The following is a 16,838-nucleotide window of genomic DNA, read 5'->3' as shown; positions in this document are numbered from 1 at the left end:
TTATACTACGCAAGAAAAATGCCGTAAATGTCAAATCATTTTATTGACGCGGAAACTCTAAAAATTGTTCCATATGTATGTCAATTTTCACCTGACCGTTCGTTAACTCCATCATCCACTCGCTAAACACATCAATTTCTTCCTTTTTAACATATACAAATAGATCGACAACATGTAAATAGTCAATTGTATGTAATGGATAGTGAGACGAGCGTACTTCATTTTCAATTTTGCCTAGCCACGTGTAATCGACACTTACTTTCATTAGTGCATGCATGACGCGCTCGACGACAGTAGCTGCAGCAATTCCTTCTGACGTTGCTTTACTGTAAGCGCGAATTAAACCGCCACCGCCAAGCTTAATGCCGCCGAAGTAGCGCGTTACGACGACGACGGTATCTTTTAGCTGCTGTTTTTTTAGCACTTCAAGCATCGGCACACCGGCAGTTCCGCTCGGCTCGCCATCATCGTTTGCCTTTTGAATATGATCGTGCTCACCGATTAAGTAGCATGAGCAATTGTGCGTTGCTTGTGGATGCTTCTTTTTAATTACATCAATGAACGCAAGCGCCTCTTCCTCTGTTTCTGCACGGCTGACGTACGTTAAAAAGCGCGATTTTGAAAGGATAATTTCGCTTTCGCCGTATCCTTGGACTGTTAAATAATTTTGACGCATGTGCTGCGACCTCACTTTCAGCTTACTTAAATTAAATTATACGTTGTTCTAAACGTTATAAAGAGATGAATCATTCGCTATAGATTGAACGTAACATTGTAACGGTTCGTTCTTTTGTTTCGGCTGACGCATTTAGACTTTGTTTCTTCTATTTTCGGTTAAGATGCTTCTGCGATTACTCGAGGCAAAATAAATTTGCTATTCCCGCAGAAGTGATGTTTCTTTCATTTTAGGAGTGAAGTGGCGAGACTCATGAGATTTATCTACCTCGATGTGGAGAGCCGACTAACAAAACACGAAAACGCATTCACCGTCTATAGCTTCGAAAATATGAAAAACTTTTTAAAATGACGGTAAAAAGCTGTACTTCTTCCTGTTTATTCTATGCTAAAAGGTTGTCTTTGAGCATCTTTTTATATCGTTTTCATGTTTCGTCGCTACATTATTAGTAAATTAGATTATATTCGATTAAAAAAATGCTATAATAAAAGCACTAGTAATTATGCAGAGAGTAACTCGTTTCATTGCGAGAAAGAACTGAGGGTTTTATATGTTTTCAAACGATCCAGTAGATATTGGAGCAATCGATGAAATTTTTAACCGCATGCTCGATTCTATTACAAGCTCAAAGGATGATATTTTCATTATAAGTGAACAAAGTCGTCAAAGCTTTGAAGAAATGCGTAAAGAATTAGAAATTATTCGCGCACAGTTATCTCAAATTATAACAGAAGGCGATGATTTAGAACGAATGACGCAACTTTCAAAGCAAAGGCTCGTCACAGTAAGTAAATCGTTTAACCTTTTTTCTGAAGTACAAATTCGAGAGGCATACGAAACCGCGAATGATTTACAGGTGAAGCTGTCGATTAATCGTTCTACTGAAAAGCAGCTGCGTGATCGTCGAGATGATTTAGAGCGACGACTGCGTGCGTTAGAGGAAACGATTGAGCGCGCTGGACAAATCGTCAATCAAGTGAACGTTGTCATTAACTATTTAACTGCAGATTTAAAAAATATCGGTCCAGCTTTAGAAAGTGCGAAAGTAAAGCATGAATTTAGCATTCAAATTATTGAAGCGCAGGAAGAAGAACGAAAGCGTTTATCGCGTGAAATTCACGATGGACCGGCGCAAATGCTGGCGAACGTGCTCATGCGTACCGATTTAGTCGAGCGTACGTACCGCGAAAAAGGGATCGACCGCGCGCTAGAGGAAATTTCAAGCTTAAAGGTGAACGTTCGCAATGCGTTGCATGAAGTTCGTCGCATCATTTACGATTTACGTCCAATGGCGCTAGACGACCTCGGCATCGTGCCTACACTACGAAAGTACTTGTCAACAGTTGAAGAATATAACCCAGGTGTCATTATTGAATTTAAATCTAACGGGGTAGAAAGACGCATCCCAAGTAACTTTGAAGTGTCAATATTTCGTTTAGTTCAAGAATGTGTTACAAATGCGTTAAAACATGGAAAAACGAAAGAAATATGGGTTAAAATAGAATGGTTAAAGTCAGCAGTAAACATCGTCGTAAAAGATAACGGTGTCGGCTTTGATCGAAATGTTGAAAAAGAAAAATCATTCGGGTTAATTGGCATGCGCGAAAGGGTAGAGTTATTAAAGGGCAGCATGCAAATCGATAGCACGATTGGCAAAGGTACGATTATGCTTTTCAAAATTCCATTAACGGTGTAAACATACACTATAATTCTTAAACAGAGAATTACTACATTCAGGGGGTAACAAATTATGACGAAAATTATTATTATTGATGATCACCAACTATTCCGCGAAGGCGTAAAACGTATTTTAGATTTTGAAGACACGTTTGAGGTGATTGCAGAAGGCGATGACGGCACAGAGGCAGTACGATTATACGAGGAATATAGCCCGGATGTTGTGTTAATGGATATTAACATGCCCGCTAAAAATGGGGTTGAAGCAACAGCAGATTTACTTGCTCAGTATCCAGAGGCAAAAGTTATTATGTTATCGATCCACGATGACGAAACGTACGTAACGCATGCATTAAAATCAGGTGCGTTAGGCTACATGCTAAAGGAAATGGATGCAGACGAAATCGTTGAGGCAATTAAAGTCGTAGCAGTAGGCGGCTCTTATTTACATCCGAAAGTAACGAAAAATTTAGTGGCGGAATTCCGTCGCTTATCAGAGCACGAAAACAAAGGCTCATTCCACCAAACGGAAATTCGCCGTCCATTCCACTTATTAACGAAGCGTGAATGTGAAGTGCTACAATTATTAACAGATGGCCAATCAAACCGTACAATCGGTGAGACGTTATACATTTCAGAAAAAACAGTAAAAAACCACGTATCAAGCATTTTACAAAAAATGAACGTAAACGACCGTACACAAGCGGTTGTAACAGCAATTAAAAATGGCTGGGTAGAAGTGCGATAATATAAACGAAAGCGCCTGAGAAATCTCGGGCGTTTTTTACATCGTTGCAACATGCATATGGAACTTTTGAAAACCTCACTGCGTCTTGTAAACGAAAGATTCGTTTGCGTCATTTGAAAAAGCGTCAAGCTATAACATTGCACGAGGTAGGGAGGGGTCTAGATGTACAAATGGTTCGCATTTATTACGGCAGCAGCACTACTTACAGGCTGTAGCAGCGACCAACATGCAAGCACCGAGCAACCAGATACAATTTTACAAGAGAAGGCAGTGAGCTTTGAGCTTGCTGGTGACGAAGTAAAAGAAGCAGCGAGCTTACCGACGAAAGAAAAGCGCGATTTGCTGGCAGCTTTTGATGAATATATTGCTGCGTTTAACGAGGGGGATTTAGAGCGTTACATGGCGATGATTTCGAAAAATCCTCAAGGGTTCGATTATGACGACGATGAGGAGGCGGCGAAGGAAGTGTTTGCGACGTATGATGTAAATCGTCAGGCGGTAGACGTGACGGTTATTGACTATGAGAGCGAGGCGGCACAAGTATTTGCAAACTTGACGATCGATATGAAAGAGCGTGCTACTGGCGTGTCGCTTTCAAGCAGCGGACGACAAGTAACCGTATTTGTGAAAGAAGACGGCGAGTGGAAAGTAACGAGCGTGTATTTCATCGGCAACGAAACGAGCCACGTCAGTCATATACAATAAACATCGAAAACAAAGCTGATCGACGAGGCTTTGTTTTTTTGTGCGTTCAATACGCAATTCGAACAACGATAGAATTATAGTAGTAAATGCGGTACAATGAAGGCTATTAACATGTGAGGTGACAGCTGAATGCGAACAGCAATCGTAACAGATAGTACAGCATATTTAACAGAAGAAGAAATGCAACAATACGGTATACATATGGTGCCGCTAACAGTGAATATAGAAGGTCAGCTTTACGACGAAGGAAAAGACATTACAGACGTCGAGTTTTACAATAAAGTGCGCGGCGCAAAAGTGTTTCCGAAAACGACGCAGCCGCCAATTGGGAAGTTTGTCGAGCTATTTGAGCAGCTAGCAAACGATTACGACGCCATCATTACAATTCATTTATCAGGCGGCATTAGCGGCACGTATCAAGGCGCGGTGCAAGCAGGGCAAATGGTCGATGGCATTGACGTGTACGCGTTTGACAGCCAATTCGCTGCAGCGCTTCAAGGCTATTTCGTACTGACAGCAGCTGAGCTCGCACAACAAGGCGTAGCAGCACAATCGATTATCGAGCAGCTTGAACAACAGCGCGAAACGTCACGTGCGAACATCGTTGTCGATGATTTAGGTCATTTGCAGCGCGGTGGCCGTCTATCAGCAGCAGCGGCGTTAATTGGCGGCCTACTTCAAGTGAAGCCGATTTTACATTTCGTTGACGGTAAAATCGTTCCGGCCGAAAAGGTGCGCACACGTAAAAAAGCATTAAAGCGCGTTGAAGAAATTTTAGCGGCAGATGCGGACAAGTACGGTGCATTAAACGCAGCAGTCATTCATGCAAACTGCGAGGAAGAAGCGCGCGCATACATGGAAGAATTAGCAGCGAAATATCCGAGCGTTACATTTAAATTAAGTCATTTCGGCCCTGTAGTTGGCACGCATTTAGGCGAAGGGTCAATCGCAGTCGGTTGGCACGCGAAATAATTCAGTGAGGGAAGCTTTTATGCTTTCCTCATTTTTTGTGCCAACGACTGAGCTTTTCATTAGCTGCTAAATGAGTTGTTTTTAGCAACAACATCGAAATGAATGCGGCATCGTAATGGCAGTGAACGTGCGGCGACACTTTTTTAGGCTCTTCACGATCAGTTGGCGTTGCTTTTCACGTCGAGGCATGCTTTCGGCGAGCCGCAATCATTGTTCAAAATATAATTTTCGGCCGAATCGTAGCGACGTAGTTTATATGTTGCTACGATTTTTTTGAGGTGATGGATATGCAATCATTTTTAGAAGGGCGCATACTCGATGCTGCTCGCGTTGACGACGTGGCGCAATATATTGAAAGCGGTGACGTCGAATGTATACGCGGCATTCAAGACGGAAAGTGCATGCGCTGCTTAAACGAAGATCGTGCGTATTTTTATACGTTTCATTGCGCTGTATGTAACGGCGCTTGCACGTATTGCCGCAAATGTATACAGCTCGGTCGCGTCAGTAGCTGCACGACGCTCATTCGCTGGCGTGGTCAACGTACGGAGCGCCCGACCAATCATACGCTCGTGCCACTTCATTTAAGCGACGCACAAGAGCGAGCAAGCGACGAGTTGATCGACAGTTTAACGGCGCGGCGCAACCATTTACTGCATGCAGTATGCGGCGCTGGGAAAACCGAAATTTTATTTCAGCCTGTGCTGCACGCCTTACAGCAACAGCAGCGCGTCTGCATTGCGACACCGCGTACAGACGTTGTACTCGAGTTATATCCACGTTTGCAGCAAGCTTTCCCGAACACGTTCGTGCAAGCGTTATACGGCGGTGCCGACGTCGAGCAACGTTTTTCTCCGTTAATCGTTGCAACGACGCATCAGCTATTGCGATTTGAAGCGGCGTTTGACGTCATCATTGTCGATGAAGCCGATGCGTTTCCTTACACGTACGATGCGATGCTACAGCGCGCTGTAAATAAAGCAAAAACAAGCGAAGCACCTGTTGCGTTCGTCACGGCGACACCGAGCGATAAATTGCTCGCGCAGTGCAAAAAGGAACGGTGGGGCTATTCATTTTTACCGCGCCGCTATCACGGGCATTTACTACCTGTGCCGCGCATCGTCGTCGTGCGTCGCCTGCAAAAGCAGCTCGCACAAAGCAAGCTGCCAAAAGCGCTTCACGACTGGTTGCAACAACGGCTAACGAAGCGCGAGCCATTTCTTCTATTTTTGCCGACCATTGCGCTTATTGAACAATGCTTGCCGCTCATTCAGTCGGTCGTGCCGCAAGTCGAAGCGGTGCATGCCGAGGACGAGGAGCGTAAAGAAAAGGTGTTAAAGCTAAGGGGCGGCGAGCTACAAGGGCTTGTGACGTCGACGATTTTAGAGCGCGGCATTACGATTACGAACGTGCAAGTAGCGGTCGTTTGTGCGGACGACGCCATTTTTGATGCTGGGGCGCTCGTGCAAATTAGCGGGCGTGTCGGGCGGCATAAACAGTATGCGAGCGGCGATATTGCGTTTTTTGCTGAATCGATTACGATTGCGATGGACGCGGCAATTGCCGACATTAAACGATTGAACACGGTCGTCGTATGATGTGCTTATTATGTGATCGTCCGTTTCAAGCGAGCAGCAGCTGGTACGACGTCGTGCTGCGCAAATTCCCGCCCGTCATTTGTGAGCGATGTCGCGAGTCGTTTGAAGCGGCCGAGCCAAACGACGACGTAGAAGCGTTATTTACGTACAACGATGCGATGAAACATTACATTGAGCGATACAAATTTGGAAAGGACGTCGCGCTCGCTGAAGTGTTTCGCAGTGACATTTATGAGGCGCTGCGTAATCGGCGTGAAACGATTGTCGCTGTGCCGCTACACCGTGAACGTTTGCACGAGCGCACGTTTTCACAAGTGCATTGCTTACTCGAAGCGGCGCACATTCCGTATGCTAATATATTAAAAAAGGTCGTACATGATCAGCAGTCGAAAAAAACGTTAGCGGAGCGCCAAAATAATAAAAATCGCTTTCTTCTACAAGGGGAAATATGCATACAAGGTCAAGAATTCATAATTGTCGACGATATTTATACAACAGGTGCAACTGTAGGCGAAATCAAAAATATACTCCTTTCACATGGCGCGACAAAAGTTTCAAGTTTTGTTCTTGCCAAAGTTAAGAGTAATAAAAATTATCTTGTATAATAAAAGCTATACTGGATAAGTAAAGGGGAGTTCATTATGGCAGAAGTTCGCAATTGCCCAACTTGTAACGAGTTATTTAACTATATCGGGACACGTGATGTATGTGGGAAATGTAGCGCGAAGGAAGAGGATTTATATCAAATCGTATATCGCTTTTTACGCAAGCGCGAAAATCGAGCAGCGACCGTCGAGCGAATTTGCGAGGCAACAGGTGTTTCAGAAAAATTAATTTACAAATGGGTGCGAAAAAAACGTTTATTGCCGGCGATGTTTCCGAATCTCGGCTATCCTTGTGACCAGTGTGGGCATTTAACTTACGGTGGTAAGCTATGCGCCCGCTGTCTAGAAAAGCTTCAACGTGATTTACAGCGCGTAGAAGCGGCAGAGGAATTTAGAGAAAACATTGAACAGTCAACACGAGGCACGTATTTAGCACAGCGCAAAAAATAACAGCATAGAAGCGGCGTACCATTCGAGACAAAACGTTTCGAATGGTATTTTTATATTTACAGCTATATAGACGGTGAATGTATTTTAGCGTTTTGTTCGTCGGCTCTCCACATCGAGGCAGGCTTTCCGCGGGCGTGGCTCGAGCCTGTAGTCTCTCGCTCACGCTTTTCCCGCAGGAGTCCGCCTCTTGTTTCGAGCCTCGTTCACATTCTAAATTTCAATCACCTTGTATATACTACTCCGAACTTTCTTTTTTCGATTGTTTGTAATTTAGGTTTATAGTTTTATGTTTTTTGCCGAAACATAGGTGGAAAGCTTTCTTTTTAGTAGGTACATTGTATATGTGCGAACTAGTGCGAACGGTGCGCTACTTTTGGCGATAGATGTAAAAATTTATGTAAATAATCTAAAAGATATAGATTTAACGACTTATTTTTCTGTTTTCGCGTCGTTTTTGCAAAAAGCTTCTTAATAATATCCTATATTTACCGACATAATGACTATAGAGAGAAGGAGTAGGAGGGATAGTATGAAAGTCAACCACATTAATTTAAATGCCATTAACGTATACCGCACACAAGCAGCGAAGCCGAACACAGCAAACGGTAAAGCTTCGTTTAAGGATACATTAGAAATTTCAACGAAGGCTCAACAAATGCAATCAACGAAAACATATGCACAGCATCGTTCAGAAAAAGTTGCAGAGCTTAAACAACAGGTGAATTCGGGCGAATATAAAGTAGACGCGAAAAAAGTGGCGGAAGATATGCTGAACTATTACCGCCTTTAAGCGTATGATTTCACAATAGAAATGAGGGCTAACGTGTGAGTATGGACAAGATTGTTAGCACGTTGGAGAAGCTTGAAAGACTACATCGCAGCTTGCTTGACGTATGTGTCAAAAAAACAGAGGTCATTAAAGAAAGCGATATCGAAGGCTTAAACAATATGCTAAAAAGTGAACAAACACACATTGCCGCGATCGAGCGACTGGAGCAACAGCGCCAAGTAGAGGTAACGGATTATCTGCGAGCAAAAGGATTTGCTCCTACTGAAGCACCGACTGTCGCCCAATTAATCGAAGCAGCACCGACGGATCAAAAGGAAGCGCTTCAGCAAATGCGTACGCGCTTAATCGCTGTCATTGACGAGCTGAAAAAGCGCAACGATTTAAACCAAAAAATGATTTTTCAGTCACTGCAATTTGTAAACATTACACTTGATTTAGTACAGCCGCGACCGGAGCAAATGAATTACTCAAGCGACATTGGCGGGCAAGCACCACAGCAGCAAAAGAAAAGCTATTTTGACTCACAAGCATAGGAGGATGAACGAATGCGCTCAACATTTATGGGGCTTGAAACGAGTAAACGCGCACTATTTACACAGCAATCAGCGCTTTACACGACAGGGCACAACGTAGCAAACGCTAGCACAGAAGGCTATTCACGCCAACGCATTAACATGCAAACAACATTGCCATATCCAGGTGTCGGCTTAAATACGCCAAAAATGGCAGGCTACATCGGAACAGGGGTAGAGGCAGGATCGGTGCAGCGTACGCGCGACCAATTTATCGACCGTCAGTACCGCCAAGAAGAAAACAAGTTAGGCTACTGGACGAACCAAGTACAAAACTTAAACCAAATGGAAGACATTATGTCAGAGCCATCAGAATACGGTTTAGACCAAGCGTTTTCTGACTTTTGGAAGTCTGTACAAGACGTTAGCACAAACCCAGAGGACGCATCAGCGCGTAAAGTAGCGGTACAAAAAGCGCAGCACATCGCGGAATCGTTCCAATATATCAACACGCAATTAGAATTAATTCAATCAAATATCGGTAACGAGCTAAACGTTTCAACGACGCAAATGAACTCAATTATTCAATCGATCGCTGAAATTAATAAGCAAATTCAAGCGTCAGAGCCAAACGGATACGTACCAAACGATTTATACGACTCACGCGACGTATTAATGGATCAACTAAACGAATTCATTCCAGTATCGTTCGACCGCGTTCCTTCAGGTGGTAACGCATCAGACGTTGCAGAAGGCTCGTACACAGTATATTTCACGACATCTTCAGGTGAGCGCATCGACTTAATCGATGGCAGACATTACCGCCAGCTTGCAACAGAAGGAACGGAAGGGTTACCGATTAACGGCGACGATTTAAACAATTTATTTTCAAATTTCTCGTATACAGAGCTTGCTGATTACGCAACGCATTATCAAGCGCAAAAAGATCAAATTCCGCTATTAAATGAAGGTACAATCGAATACGATGATTTACAAGCATTTAAAGGAAGCATTTTATCGATGATCGATTCATATGGCTTCGAAAATAATAACGGCGACCCAGCAGGCTACTACCCAGAAATGCTTGCGAAGTTAGATACGTTAGCGAACACGTTTGCGACGACGTTCAACGAAGTACACCGCCAAGGGTACGGCTTAAAAAATGAAACGTCGATCACAGGCTTAGATATGTTTGAAACGACAGACGGTGCAGAATTCGACGCAAGCAACATGAAAGTGCGCGACGAAATGTTAACGGACACATCTTTATTCGCTGCATCATCTCGTGCAGGTGAAGAAGGAAACGGCAACTGGGCATTAGCGTTATCAAACTTACAATTCGTTTCATTAAACGGTGCGGCACAAGTAAAAGCAGATGGTAAAGCCGTTTCAATGACGAGCGATTTAGAGGGCGCAACGTACCAAAGCTTCTACAAATCAATGATCGCCGAGCTTGCAATCGATGCAAACGAAAGCGAAACATTACGCTTCAACTCAGAAACGTTAAAAATTACGATCGCGAACAGCCGCGCATCTGTATCATCTGTTTCATTAGATGAAGAAATGACGAACATGATTACATTCCAGCAAGCATACAACGCAAGCGCACGTATGTTAACCGTAATGGATGAAACGTTAGACAAAATCATTAACGGCATGGGCCGCGTAGGGTTATAATTTTTACTTTATAAGATAGTTATAATGATTAGAATTAGCGGCGTTTATACCGCAAAGTCGTTTGTTTTCAGCATTGAAATGAAGACAGCCTTATATTAGCAGGTCGCGTGCGGCGAGACTCCTTGGGGAACAGCTCGTGACTCAAGACCCCACAGCCGCGACGTAGGAGTGGCGAGGAGGCTTGAGCCGAGCCCCAGGAACGCGAGCCGCAATAAGCGACTGCTAATATTTATTAGTTAATCAACAAATAAGCGATAAAAACGAAAGAGAGGTACCGACATGCGCGTTACACAATCAATGCTTAGCACAAATATGCTACGCAACTTAAATACAAGCTATGGCAAAATGGGCAAGCTCCAAAACCAAATTGACTCAGGTATGAAGTTCACTCGCGCTTCAGAGGACCCAGTAGCAGCAATTAAAGGAATGGGCTACCGTACAAGCTTAAACAAAATCGAGCAATTCCAACGCAACATCGGCGAAGTAAACACGTGGGTAGATACAACGGACGCTACATACGGTGAAGTAGGCGATGCAGTGAACCGTTTACGTGAACTTTTAGTACAGGCTTCAAATGATACGAATACAGCAGATGACCGCGATAAAATTAAAACGGAAGTTGAACAAATTCGTGAGCAAATTCGTGATATGGGCAATACGCAAGTAGCGGGGAAATATATTTTCTCAGGCACGAATACACAAAAACCACTATTTATCGATGATGGTTCAGGTACAGGCGCACGTGTAATGAATCCAAACATTATTGCACCTGACGGTAAAGTAATGATGGAAGTATTTGAAGGTGTTACGTTTAACGTGAATTCTAATGGTATGCCAATATTTAAAGGAATTGATGATACATTAGGAAGAGCGATTGAAGCGATTGAGTCAGATGATTCAACAGCGATTAGTGAAATTTTAGGTGATGGTATTGGTGATCCAACTGATTTGACTAATATTTCTTCTATTCACTCAGCTATTTTAGTATCTCGTGCAGAGCTTGGGGCTAAGCAGCAGCGCGTTGAAATGATGGATAACCGTTTAGCGACGTTAAACATTAACATTACGAAGCAAAAGTCGATGAACGAAGATACAGATTACGCAAAAGCGATTTCAGATTTAACGATTGCACAATCAATTCATTCAGCTGGTTTATCAATTGGTGCAAAAATTGTACAGCAAACATTAGTCGACTTCATCCGATAAATAAAGAAATAGTAAAAAGCGTTTGAGCATTCGTTCAAACGCTTTTTCTTAAATCGTAAGGAGGGATTTCGGTGGCAATTCCACAAATTCAATTGCAAATTAATAACATAAAAATGGATTATGACATTAAACCACCGCAAGTAAACATTTCACAGCCAGAAGCAGAAATGACGATTGAGCAAGAAGCAGCGACGCTTGAAATTAATAGCGAGCCTGGTCAGCTACATATTGATCAATCACAAGCGTTTCAGGAGGCAGGGCTAAAGCCGATTTCACAAGTGAATAAAGAATACGTCGAAAAAGGGCGTCAAGCAGTGATGGAATCGATTGCTAAAGCAGCACAGCAAGGCGACATGCTCATGCGTGGGGCAGGAAAAGGTCAGCGCGGTGCCGCGATTCAGCAAATTGCGAAACAAAATGATATGGTGCAGCCACAAAAGCAAATCGGACTTACGTTCATTCCGTCGGCAGGTGCGGTGAAAATGGACTATACAGCCGGTGAGGTAAATGTTGAAATTCAAGCGCAAAAGCCGAAAATAGATGTAAAGGTAAATAAACCGCAAATTGATTTAACGTACGGTACAGTGAAAGGAACAGTAGCGCAGCGTCCATCAGTAGAGGTTTACGTATAAAGGAGCCGGATGAATGTATGAACATTGAAACGAAATTTTTAGGTGAAGTAACGATTGACGAGGATGCGATTTTAACATTTACAGAGGGCATCCCAGGGTTTCCGAATGAGAAAAAGTTTGTGCTGCTACCAATTGAAGCAGATGTGCCACTTGCATCGTTCCAGTCGGTTGAAACAGCAGAAATCGGCTTTTTAGTGGCGTATCCATTTGCATTTAAATCGGATTATTCATTTGACTTAAGCGATGCTGATAAAGAGCTGCTACAGTTAGAGCAGGAAAATGACGTGCTCGTATACGGCATCGTGACGCTAAAGGAAACGTTCCAAAGCTCAACGATTAATTTATTAGCACCGATTGTCATTAATAAAGCGACGAAGCTCGGCAAGCAAATCATTTTGCAAGATAACGACAAGCACCCACTCCGCTATCCGGTGAGCGCATTGGAAGGGAGCGTTAAATAATGCTCGTATTATCACGCAAGCCGAACGAATCAATTATTATTAACGACAACATCGAGGTGAAAATTTTAAGCGTGGACGGCGACCAAGTGAAGCTTGGCATCGTCGCACCAAAAAGCGTGGAAATTCACCGTAAAGAAATATATAAGCAAATTCGTGAACAAAATGAGGAAGCGTTAAGCAGTAATATGGAGCTGTTGAAAAACTTCAAGAAATGATGTACATCGCCGCCAAGCATATAAATTGGCGGTTTTTTTATGCTATTGAAAAGAATATGAAAAAAAATAAAAAAATAATTTAAAAAGCTATTAAACATTTAAGCGACATCACGATATATACAGTGTAAAGCAAAGGTGCTACACCGATGCTAAACTTTCCCACACGGACGTGGGTCATAAAAAAACATTCAAGGAGGAATTCCAAATGAGAATTCAACATAACATTTCTGCGTTAAACACGCACCGTAACCTTGCGTTCAACAATACGCAAACTTCAAAAGCTTTAGAAAAATTATCTTCAGGGTACAAAATCAACCGTGCTGGCGATGACGCTGCTGGTTTAGCAATCTCTGAAAAAATGCGTGGACAAATCCGTGGTTTAGACATGGCTTCTAAAAACGCACAAGACGGTATCTCTTTAATCCAAACTGCTGAGGGTGCATTAAACGAAACTCATGCAATTTTACAACGTATGCGTGAATTAGCTGTACAAGCTGGTAACGATACAAACACTACGGATGACCGTTCTCAAATCCAAAAAGAAATCGATCAGTTAACTTCTGAAATTAACCGTATCGGTAACACAACTGAGTTCAACACGAAGAAATTAGTAAATGGTGAACTTTCAGACGCTTATTCTACTTCAGCTTCTACTGTAGAAAAAGTTCAAGTCGCTAAGGCTGGTCAAGAAATACAAGTTGGTACAGAGCCAATTACATGGAAAAATTCAGCAGGAACGGCTATCACTACAGAAGGTGCTAAATTTAATGTTAGCTTCTCTGGTAAAACAGCCGAGGGCATTGAATGGTCTAGCGCTAAATTAACTGCAGCAACTTTCTCTATTACGAAAACAACTAACGGTGGATTTACATTAAATGCAAAAGTATCGACTGCTACTGATATCACGAATATCGTTTCGGCGGCTCTATCACATGATGTAGCTACAGATACTTATTCATTTAATGGTAATGGTATTAGCTTAAGCTTTAAAGGATCTGAAGCAACTGATTGGGCTGCAAAGGGGAAAGTTGAAATTGCATTAAAAGACGTACCAACAGCTAGCTTAGGTGCGGTAACTACAGAACAAACAAAACAAGCGGCATTGTCAAATGGTGGAGAACTTTCAAACATTAAAGTTGCTGCTGAAGGTTCAAACTTAGAAGGTTTAGCACAAATCAATGTAAAATATAGTGCAGGTAATGTAGTAATTGATTTACAAAATTCAGCGGGTGCTTCATTAGGTAATTTCAACTATAAAGATGTTGCAACTGGAGGGAAAGTTGAATTTAATCAAGAAGGTATTTCATTCACATTTACGGCACCAACAACAGCACCAACAACATCATCTAATAAAACTTATATTTTAGAACCTGAGACAAAATCAGTGACTAAAGCTCCAGCAGATGCAAAAGATCAATCTGTGAAATTCCAAATTGGTGCAAATGAAAATCAAGCGATGACAGTATCAATTGGTGATATGCGTGCATCTGCATTAGGTATTGTGGGTTCAGGGACAGGTTTCAATAGTACGGCTACTGTAACAAATGGTACAGATTCTACAGCAGTAGAGAATTCGTTAGACCTTTCTTCACATGAAACTGCTGCAAAAGCTATCACTACACTAGATGCTGCAATCAACAAAGTATCAACTCAACGTGCAGCACTTGGTGCGGTTCAAAATCGTTTAGAGCACACAATTAACAACTTAGGTGCTTCTTCTGAAAACTTAACAGCTGCTGAATCTCGTATCCGTGATACAGATATGGCGAAAGAGATGATGAACTTCACGAAGAACAATATCTTAACTCAAGCTGCTCAATCAATGTTAGCTCAAGCTAACCAACAGCCACAAGGCGTATTACAATTATTAGGTTAATTCTAACTGAATAATTAAATATTTATAAAATAAGAAGAGGCTGGGACAAACCCCCCCTCTAAATTGAACAAAGCATCGGTGAATGTAACATTCGCCGATGCTTTCACGTTGTTGAAAAACAAAAGTGTCAATAAAATCCCTGTGAATTTCGCAGGGATTTTTTGAATTATTCTACGTCATCTTCTATAATTTTATATGTGAGGTGGAGTCCAACTTGTTTTAGTGAACGGAGCTTGGCCCATTTCTTAAAGTTTTGAATGATGGCTGTCATCAAAACTTGCGTTTTTACCTTAAGAAGACTACGGTATCTGGCGTAACGGAGACCGTGGTTTTCTTTGCTATGGGCAAAACTGAGCTCAATCGTTTGTGGGCGTACTACTTTTAAAATTTTCCCTCGCTGAGATAAACGCATCTCTCTTAACCTATCATACGTTTTTTGATGGATTGAAATACGTAAAACTCGATCCTCCTCCTTCAATGAATAAGGACAATTTGTACAGCTCCCTTTAGGTGCTTTAAATTCATGATACCCGCCTCGAGTTGTCGTCCGATATGAAAATGGAATGCCCATTGGGCAAGCATATAAACCATCCTTTACTTTTTTGAAGTGCGTTCTTTTACACTTGGGATGTTCTTTACTTCTCGAACGTTTATAGGGCATGGAAATAAAGAAGCCTCTTTTCAATAATTGCTTCGCACAAGTGGCGTTATAGTACCCTGCATCAAGCGTGATTTCTTTCGCATATTCGCCAAAAAGTAAATGGAGTTGATCGACTTGTGTTGGTAATACTTGGTGACCAGGGACATTGGCAGCTGTTAATTCTGTAGCGATAATAAATCCATGTAATGTATCCACAATTCGATGTTCAAAATAAGCAAACTGCCCTCTTTCTACATGTTTAACAGAAAGACGCGCGTCTTTATCAATTGGGCTATAATTTGTCGGAGGATGGATGACCTTTGGCGCAACTACTTTTAACGGCTTTTTCCCATGCTTCACACGAAATGCATTGATTTCTTGTAAATCCTCGGGTTTGGTTGGAATCACTTTTTCTGTCAAAATTTTATGGCGAAAACGTTTATTTGCGTTTGCTTTTAACTCTGTTTCATCTCCAGCCCATGTTTCATTCGCAATAAATCCTTCTTTATAAATTTGCTTAATTTGTTGGTTAAATACGGCGAGCCAAAAATCAGCTCCTTGTAGACGGTTCCATAAAAACTTAGAAATTGTACTATGATGTGGGACACGTGTAAACAGACTAATCCCTAAAAACCAACGGTATGTGACGTTCGATTGGATTTGTTTACAGGTAAATCGAACGGAGCGAAACCCTTCTAACTTTTGAATAAATAATATTTTAATGAGGACAATCGGGTCCGCTGTAGGGCGCCCTGTAGCTGTCGTTGAATAATATGGAAATACGTTTTTTAACAGGGTAGACCAGTTGATTAATTGATCTAAGGCAATTAATGGATGCGAAGTATCCACCATATAGCTATACATTTCACGATGTTTCTCAATAGCTTGTCTAGATGGTGTGTAGAACATAAAAAATCCCTCCTACTCAAATAACTGAATTGAAAGGAATTTACCCGATATTTCACATAAAATTCATTGACGTAATAGTTTATCAACAGAATGAAAGCATCGGTGAATGTAATATTCGCCGATGCTTTGTTTTATGTATACATGTAGCGGCGAGTTGGCTCCGTTTCGGGCGACGCTTTTCGCGGGCGCGGCTCCATCTAATTTTTCCGCTGCGCGAAAAAATGGATATTCCGCACGCGCTGTTCCTGCAGAAGTCGCGCCCTCCGTCGTCCAACTCGGGTTCAAAAATGTGCATGAAAAAAAGAAGCCCCTTTGATAAAATTAAGTCACCACAACAAAATCATTACAAATGCTACGATATCCAAATTTAAGGTTCTTACGCACTTTTGGTGAAAGGTTAAATACGATATTATATGGGTATAGCATGTAAAAAGGATTGATTACTATAATATGGTCCCCAAGTCAAGGACAAACTGAAAAAAGGGTTTA

Annotated in this window: 17 protein-coding genes; 15 read left to right on the top strand and 2 right to left on the bottom strand. The window is 42.1% G+C overall.

The window, feature by feature from the left end; all coding sequences use genetic code 11:
* Positions 1-40: 40 nt before the first annotated feature.
* Positions 41-676, bottom strand: coding sequence for a YigZ family protein (locus A6K76_RS13570; RefSeq protein WP_066466011.1), 636 nt, complete (start codon positions 674-676; stop codon positions 41-43).
* Positions 677-1,226: 550 nt separating this feature from the next.
* Between A6K76_RS13570 and A6K76_RS13565 the strand changes: the two genes are divergently transcribed.
* From A6K76_RS13565 to A6K76_RS17230, 15 genes are all read left to right on the top strand, one after another.
* Positions 1,227-2,372 (top strand): sensor histidine kinase, encoded by a 1,146-nt coding sequence (locus A6K76_RS13565; protein WP_066466009.1) that lies wholly within the window; start codon positions 1,227-1,229, stop codon positions 2,370-2,372.
* Positions 2,373-2,426: 54 nt separating this feature from the next.
* Complete coding sequence (locus tag A6K76_RS13560; protein ID WP_066466008.1) at positions 2,427-3,101, top strand: response regulator; 675 nt, start codon at positions 2,427-2,429, stop codon at positions 3,099-3,101.
* Positions 3,102-3,263: 162 nt separating this feature from the next.
* Positions 3,264-3,806, top strand: coding sequence for a nuclear transport factor 2 family protein (locus A6K76_RS13555; RefSeq protein ID WP_066466006.1), 543 nt, complete (start codon positions 3,264-3,266; stop codon positions 3,804-3,806).
* A 129-nt stretch (positions 3,807-3,935) separates the two neighbouring features.
* The gene (locus A6K76_RS13550; RefSeq protein WP_066466000.1) at positions 3,936-4,778 is read left to right on the top strand and encodes a DegV family protein; all 843 of its coding nucleotides are present in this window, start codon (positions 3,936-3,938) and stop codon (positions 4,776-4,778) included.
* A gap of 287 nt (positions 4,779-5,065) precedes the next feature.
* Positions 5,066-6,376 carry an ATP-dependent helicase ComFA gene (locus A6K76_RS13545; RefSeq protein ID WP_245671998.1) on the top strand — a complete coding sequence of 437 codons (1,311 nt, stop codon included), beginning with the start codon at positions 5,066-5,068 and terminating at the stop codon, positions 6,374-6,376.
* Positions 6,376-6,981: a ComF family protein gene (locus A6K76_RS13540; RefSeq protein WP_169818029.1), complete on the top strand. Its 606-nt coding sequence runs from the start codon at positions 6,376-6,378 to the stop codon at positions 6,979-6,981. Before A6K76_RS13545 ends, A6K76_RS13540 begins: the two co-directional genes overlap by 1 nt.
* Before the next feature lie 36 nt (positions 6,982-7,017).
* Positions 7,018-7,431, top strand: a complete 414-nt coding sequence (locus A6K76_RS13535) for a TIGR03826 family flagellar region protein (protein ID WP_066465995.1) — start codon at positions 7,018-7,020, stop codon at positions 7,429-7,431.
* Positions 7,432-7,960: 529 nt separating this feature from the next.
* Entirely contained in the window at positions 7,961-8,221 is a 261-nt protein-coding gene (flgM, locus tag A6K76_RS13530) for a flagellar biosynthesis anti-sigma factor FlgM (protein WP_066465994.1), read from the top strand.
* Positions 8,222-8,262: 41 nt separating this feature from the next.
* Entirely contained in the window at positions 8,263-8,754 is a 492-nt protein-coding gene (locus A6K76_RS13525; RefSeq protein WP_245671997.1) for a flagellar protein FlgN, read from the top strand.
* Positions 8,755-8,766: 12 nt separating this feature from the next.
* Positions 8,767-10,410, top strand: coding sequence for a flagellar hook-associated protein FlgK (flgK, locus tag A6K76_RS13520; protein ID WP_066465989.1), 1,644 nt, complete (start codon positions 8,767-8,769; stop codon positions 10,408-10,410).
* A 279-nt stretch (positions 10,411-10,689) separates the two neighbouring features.
* Positions 10,690-11,616 carry a flagellar hook-associated protein FlgL gene (flgL, locus tag A6K76_RS13515; protein WP_066465987.1) on the top strand — a complete coding sequence of 309 codons (927 nt, stop codon included), beginning with the start codon at positions 10,690-10,692 and terminating at the stop codon, positions 11,614-11,616.
* A 71-nt stretch (positions 11,617-11,687) separates the two neighbouring features.
* Positions 11,688-12,248, top strand: a complete 561-nt coding sequence (locus A6K76_RS13510) for a DUF6470 family protein (protein WP_066465985.1) — start codon at positions 11,688-11,690, stop codon at positions 12,246-12,248.
* Between the two features lie 17 nt (positions 12,249-12,265).
* Positions 12,266-12,709, top strand: a complete 444-nt coding sequence (gene fliW / locus A6K76_RS13505) for a flagellar assembly protein FliW (RefSeq protein WP_066465980.1) — start codon at positions 12,266-12,268, stop codon at positions 12,707-12,709.
* Positions 12,709-12,924 (top strand): carbon storage regulator CsrA, encoded by a 216-nt coding sequence (gene csrA / locus A6K76_RS13500; protein ID WP_066465979.1) that lies wholly within the window; start codon positions 12,709-12,711, stop codon positions 12,922-12,924. The genes fliW and csrA overlap by 1 nt, the downstream gene beginning before the upstream one ends.
* Before the next feature lie 205 nt (positions 12,925-13,129).
* Positions 13,130-14,800 (top strand): flagellin N-terminal helical domain-containing protein, encoded by a 1,671-nt coding sequence (locus A6K76_RS17230; protein WP_066465978.1) that lies wholly within the window; start codon positions 13,130-13,132, stop codon positions 14,798-14,800.
* 166 nt (positions 14,801-14,966) lie between these two features.
* Here A6K76_RS17230 and A6K76_RS13490 read toward each other — a convergent pair whose 3' ends face one another.
* Entirely contained in the window at positions 14,967-16,349 is a 1,383-nt protein-coding gene (locus tag A6K76_RS13490) for a transposase (RefSeq protein ID WP_066465977.1), read from the bottom strand.
* Positions 16,350-16,838: the final 489 nt, after the last annotated feature.

The organism is Caryophanon latum (assembly GCF_001700325.1).
Classification (GTDB): domain Bacteria; phylum Bacillota; class Bacilli; order Bacillales_A; family Planococcaceae; genus Caryophanon; species Caryophanon latum.
This window is presented reverse-complemented; position numbering and strand designations above follow the sequence as displayed.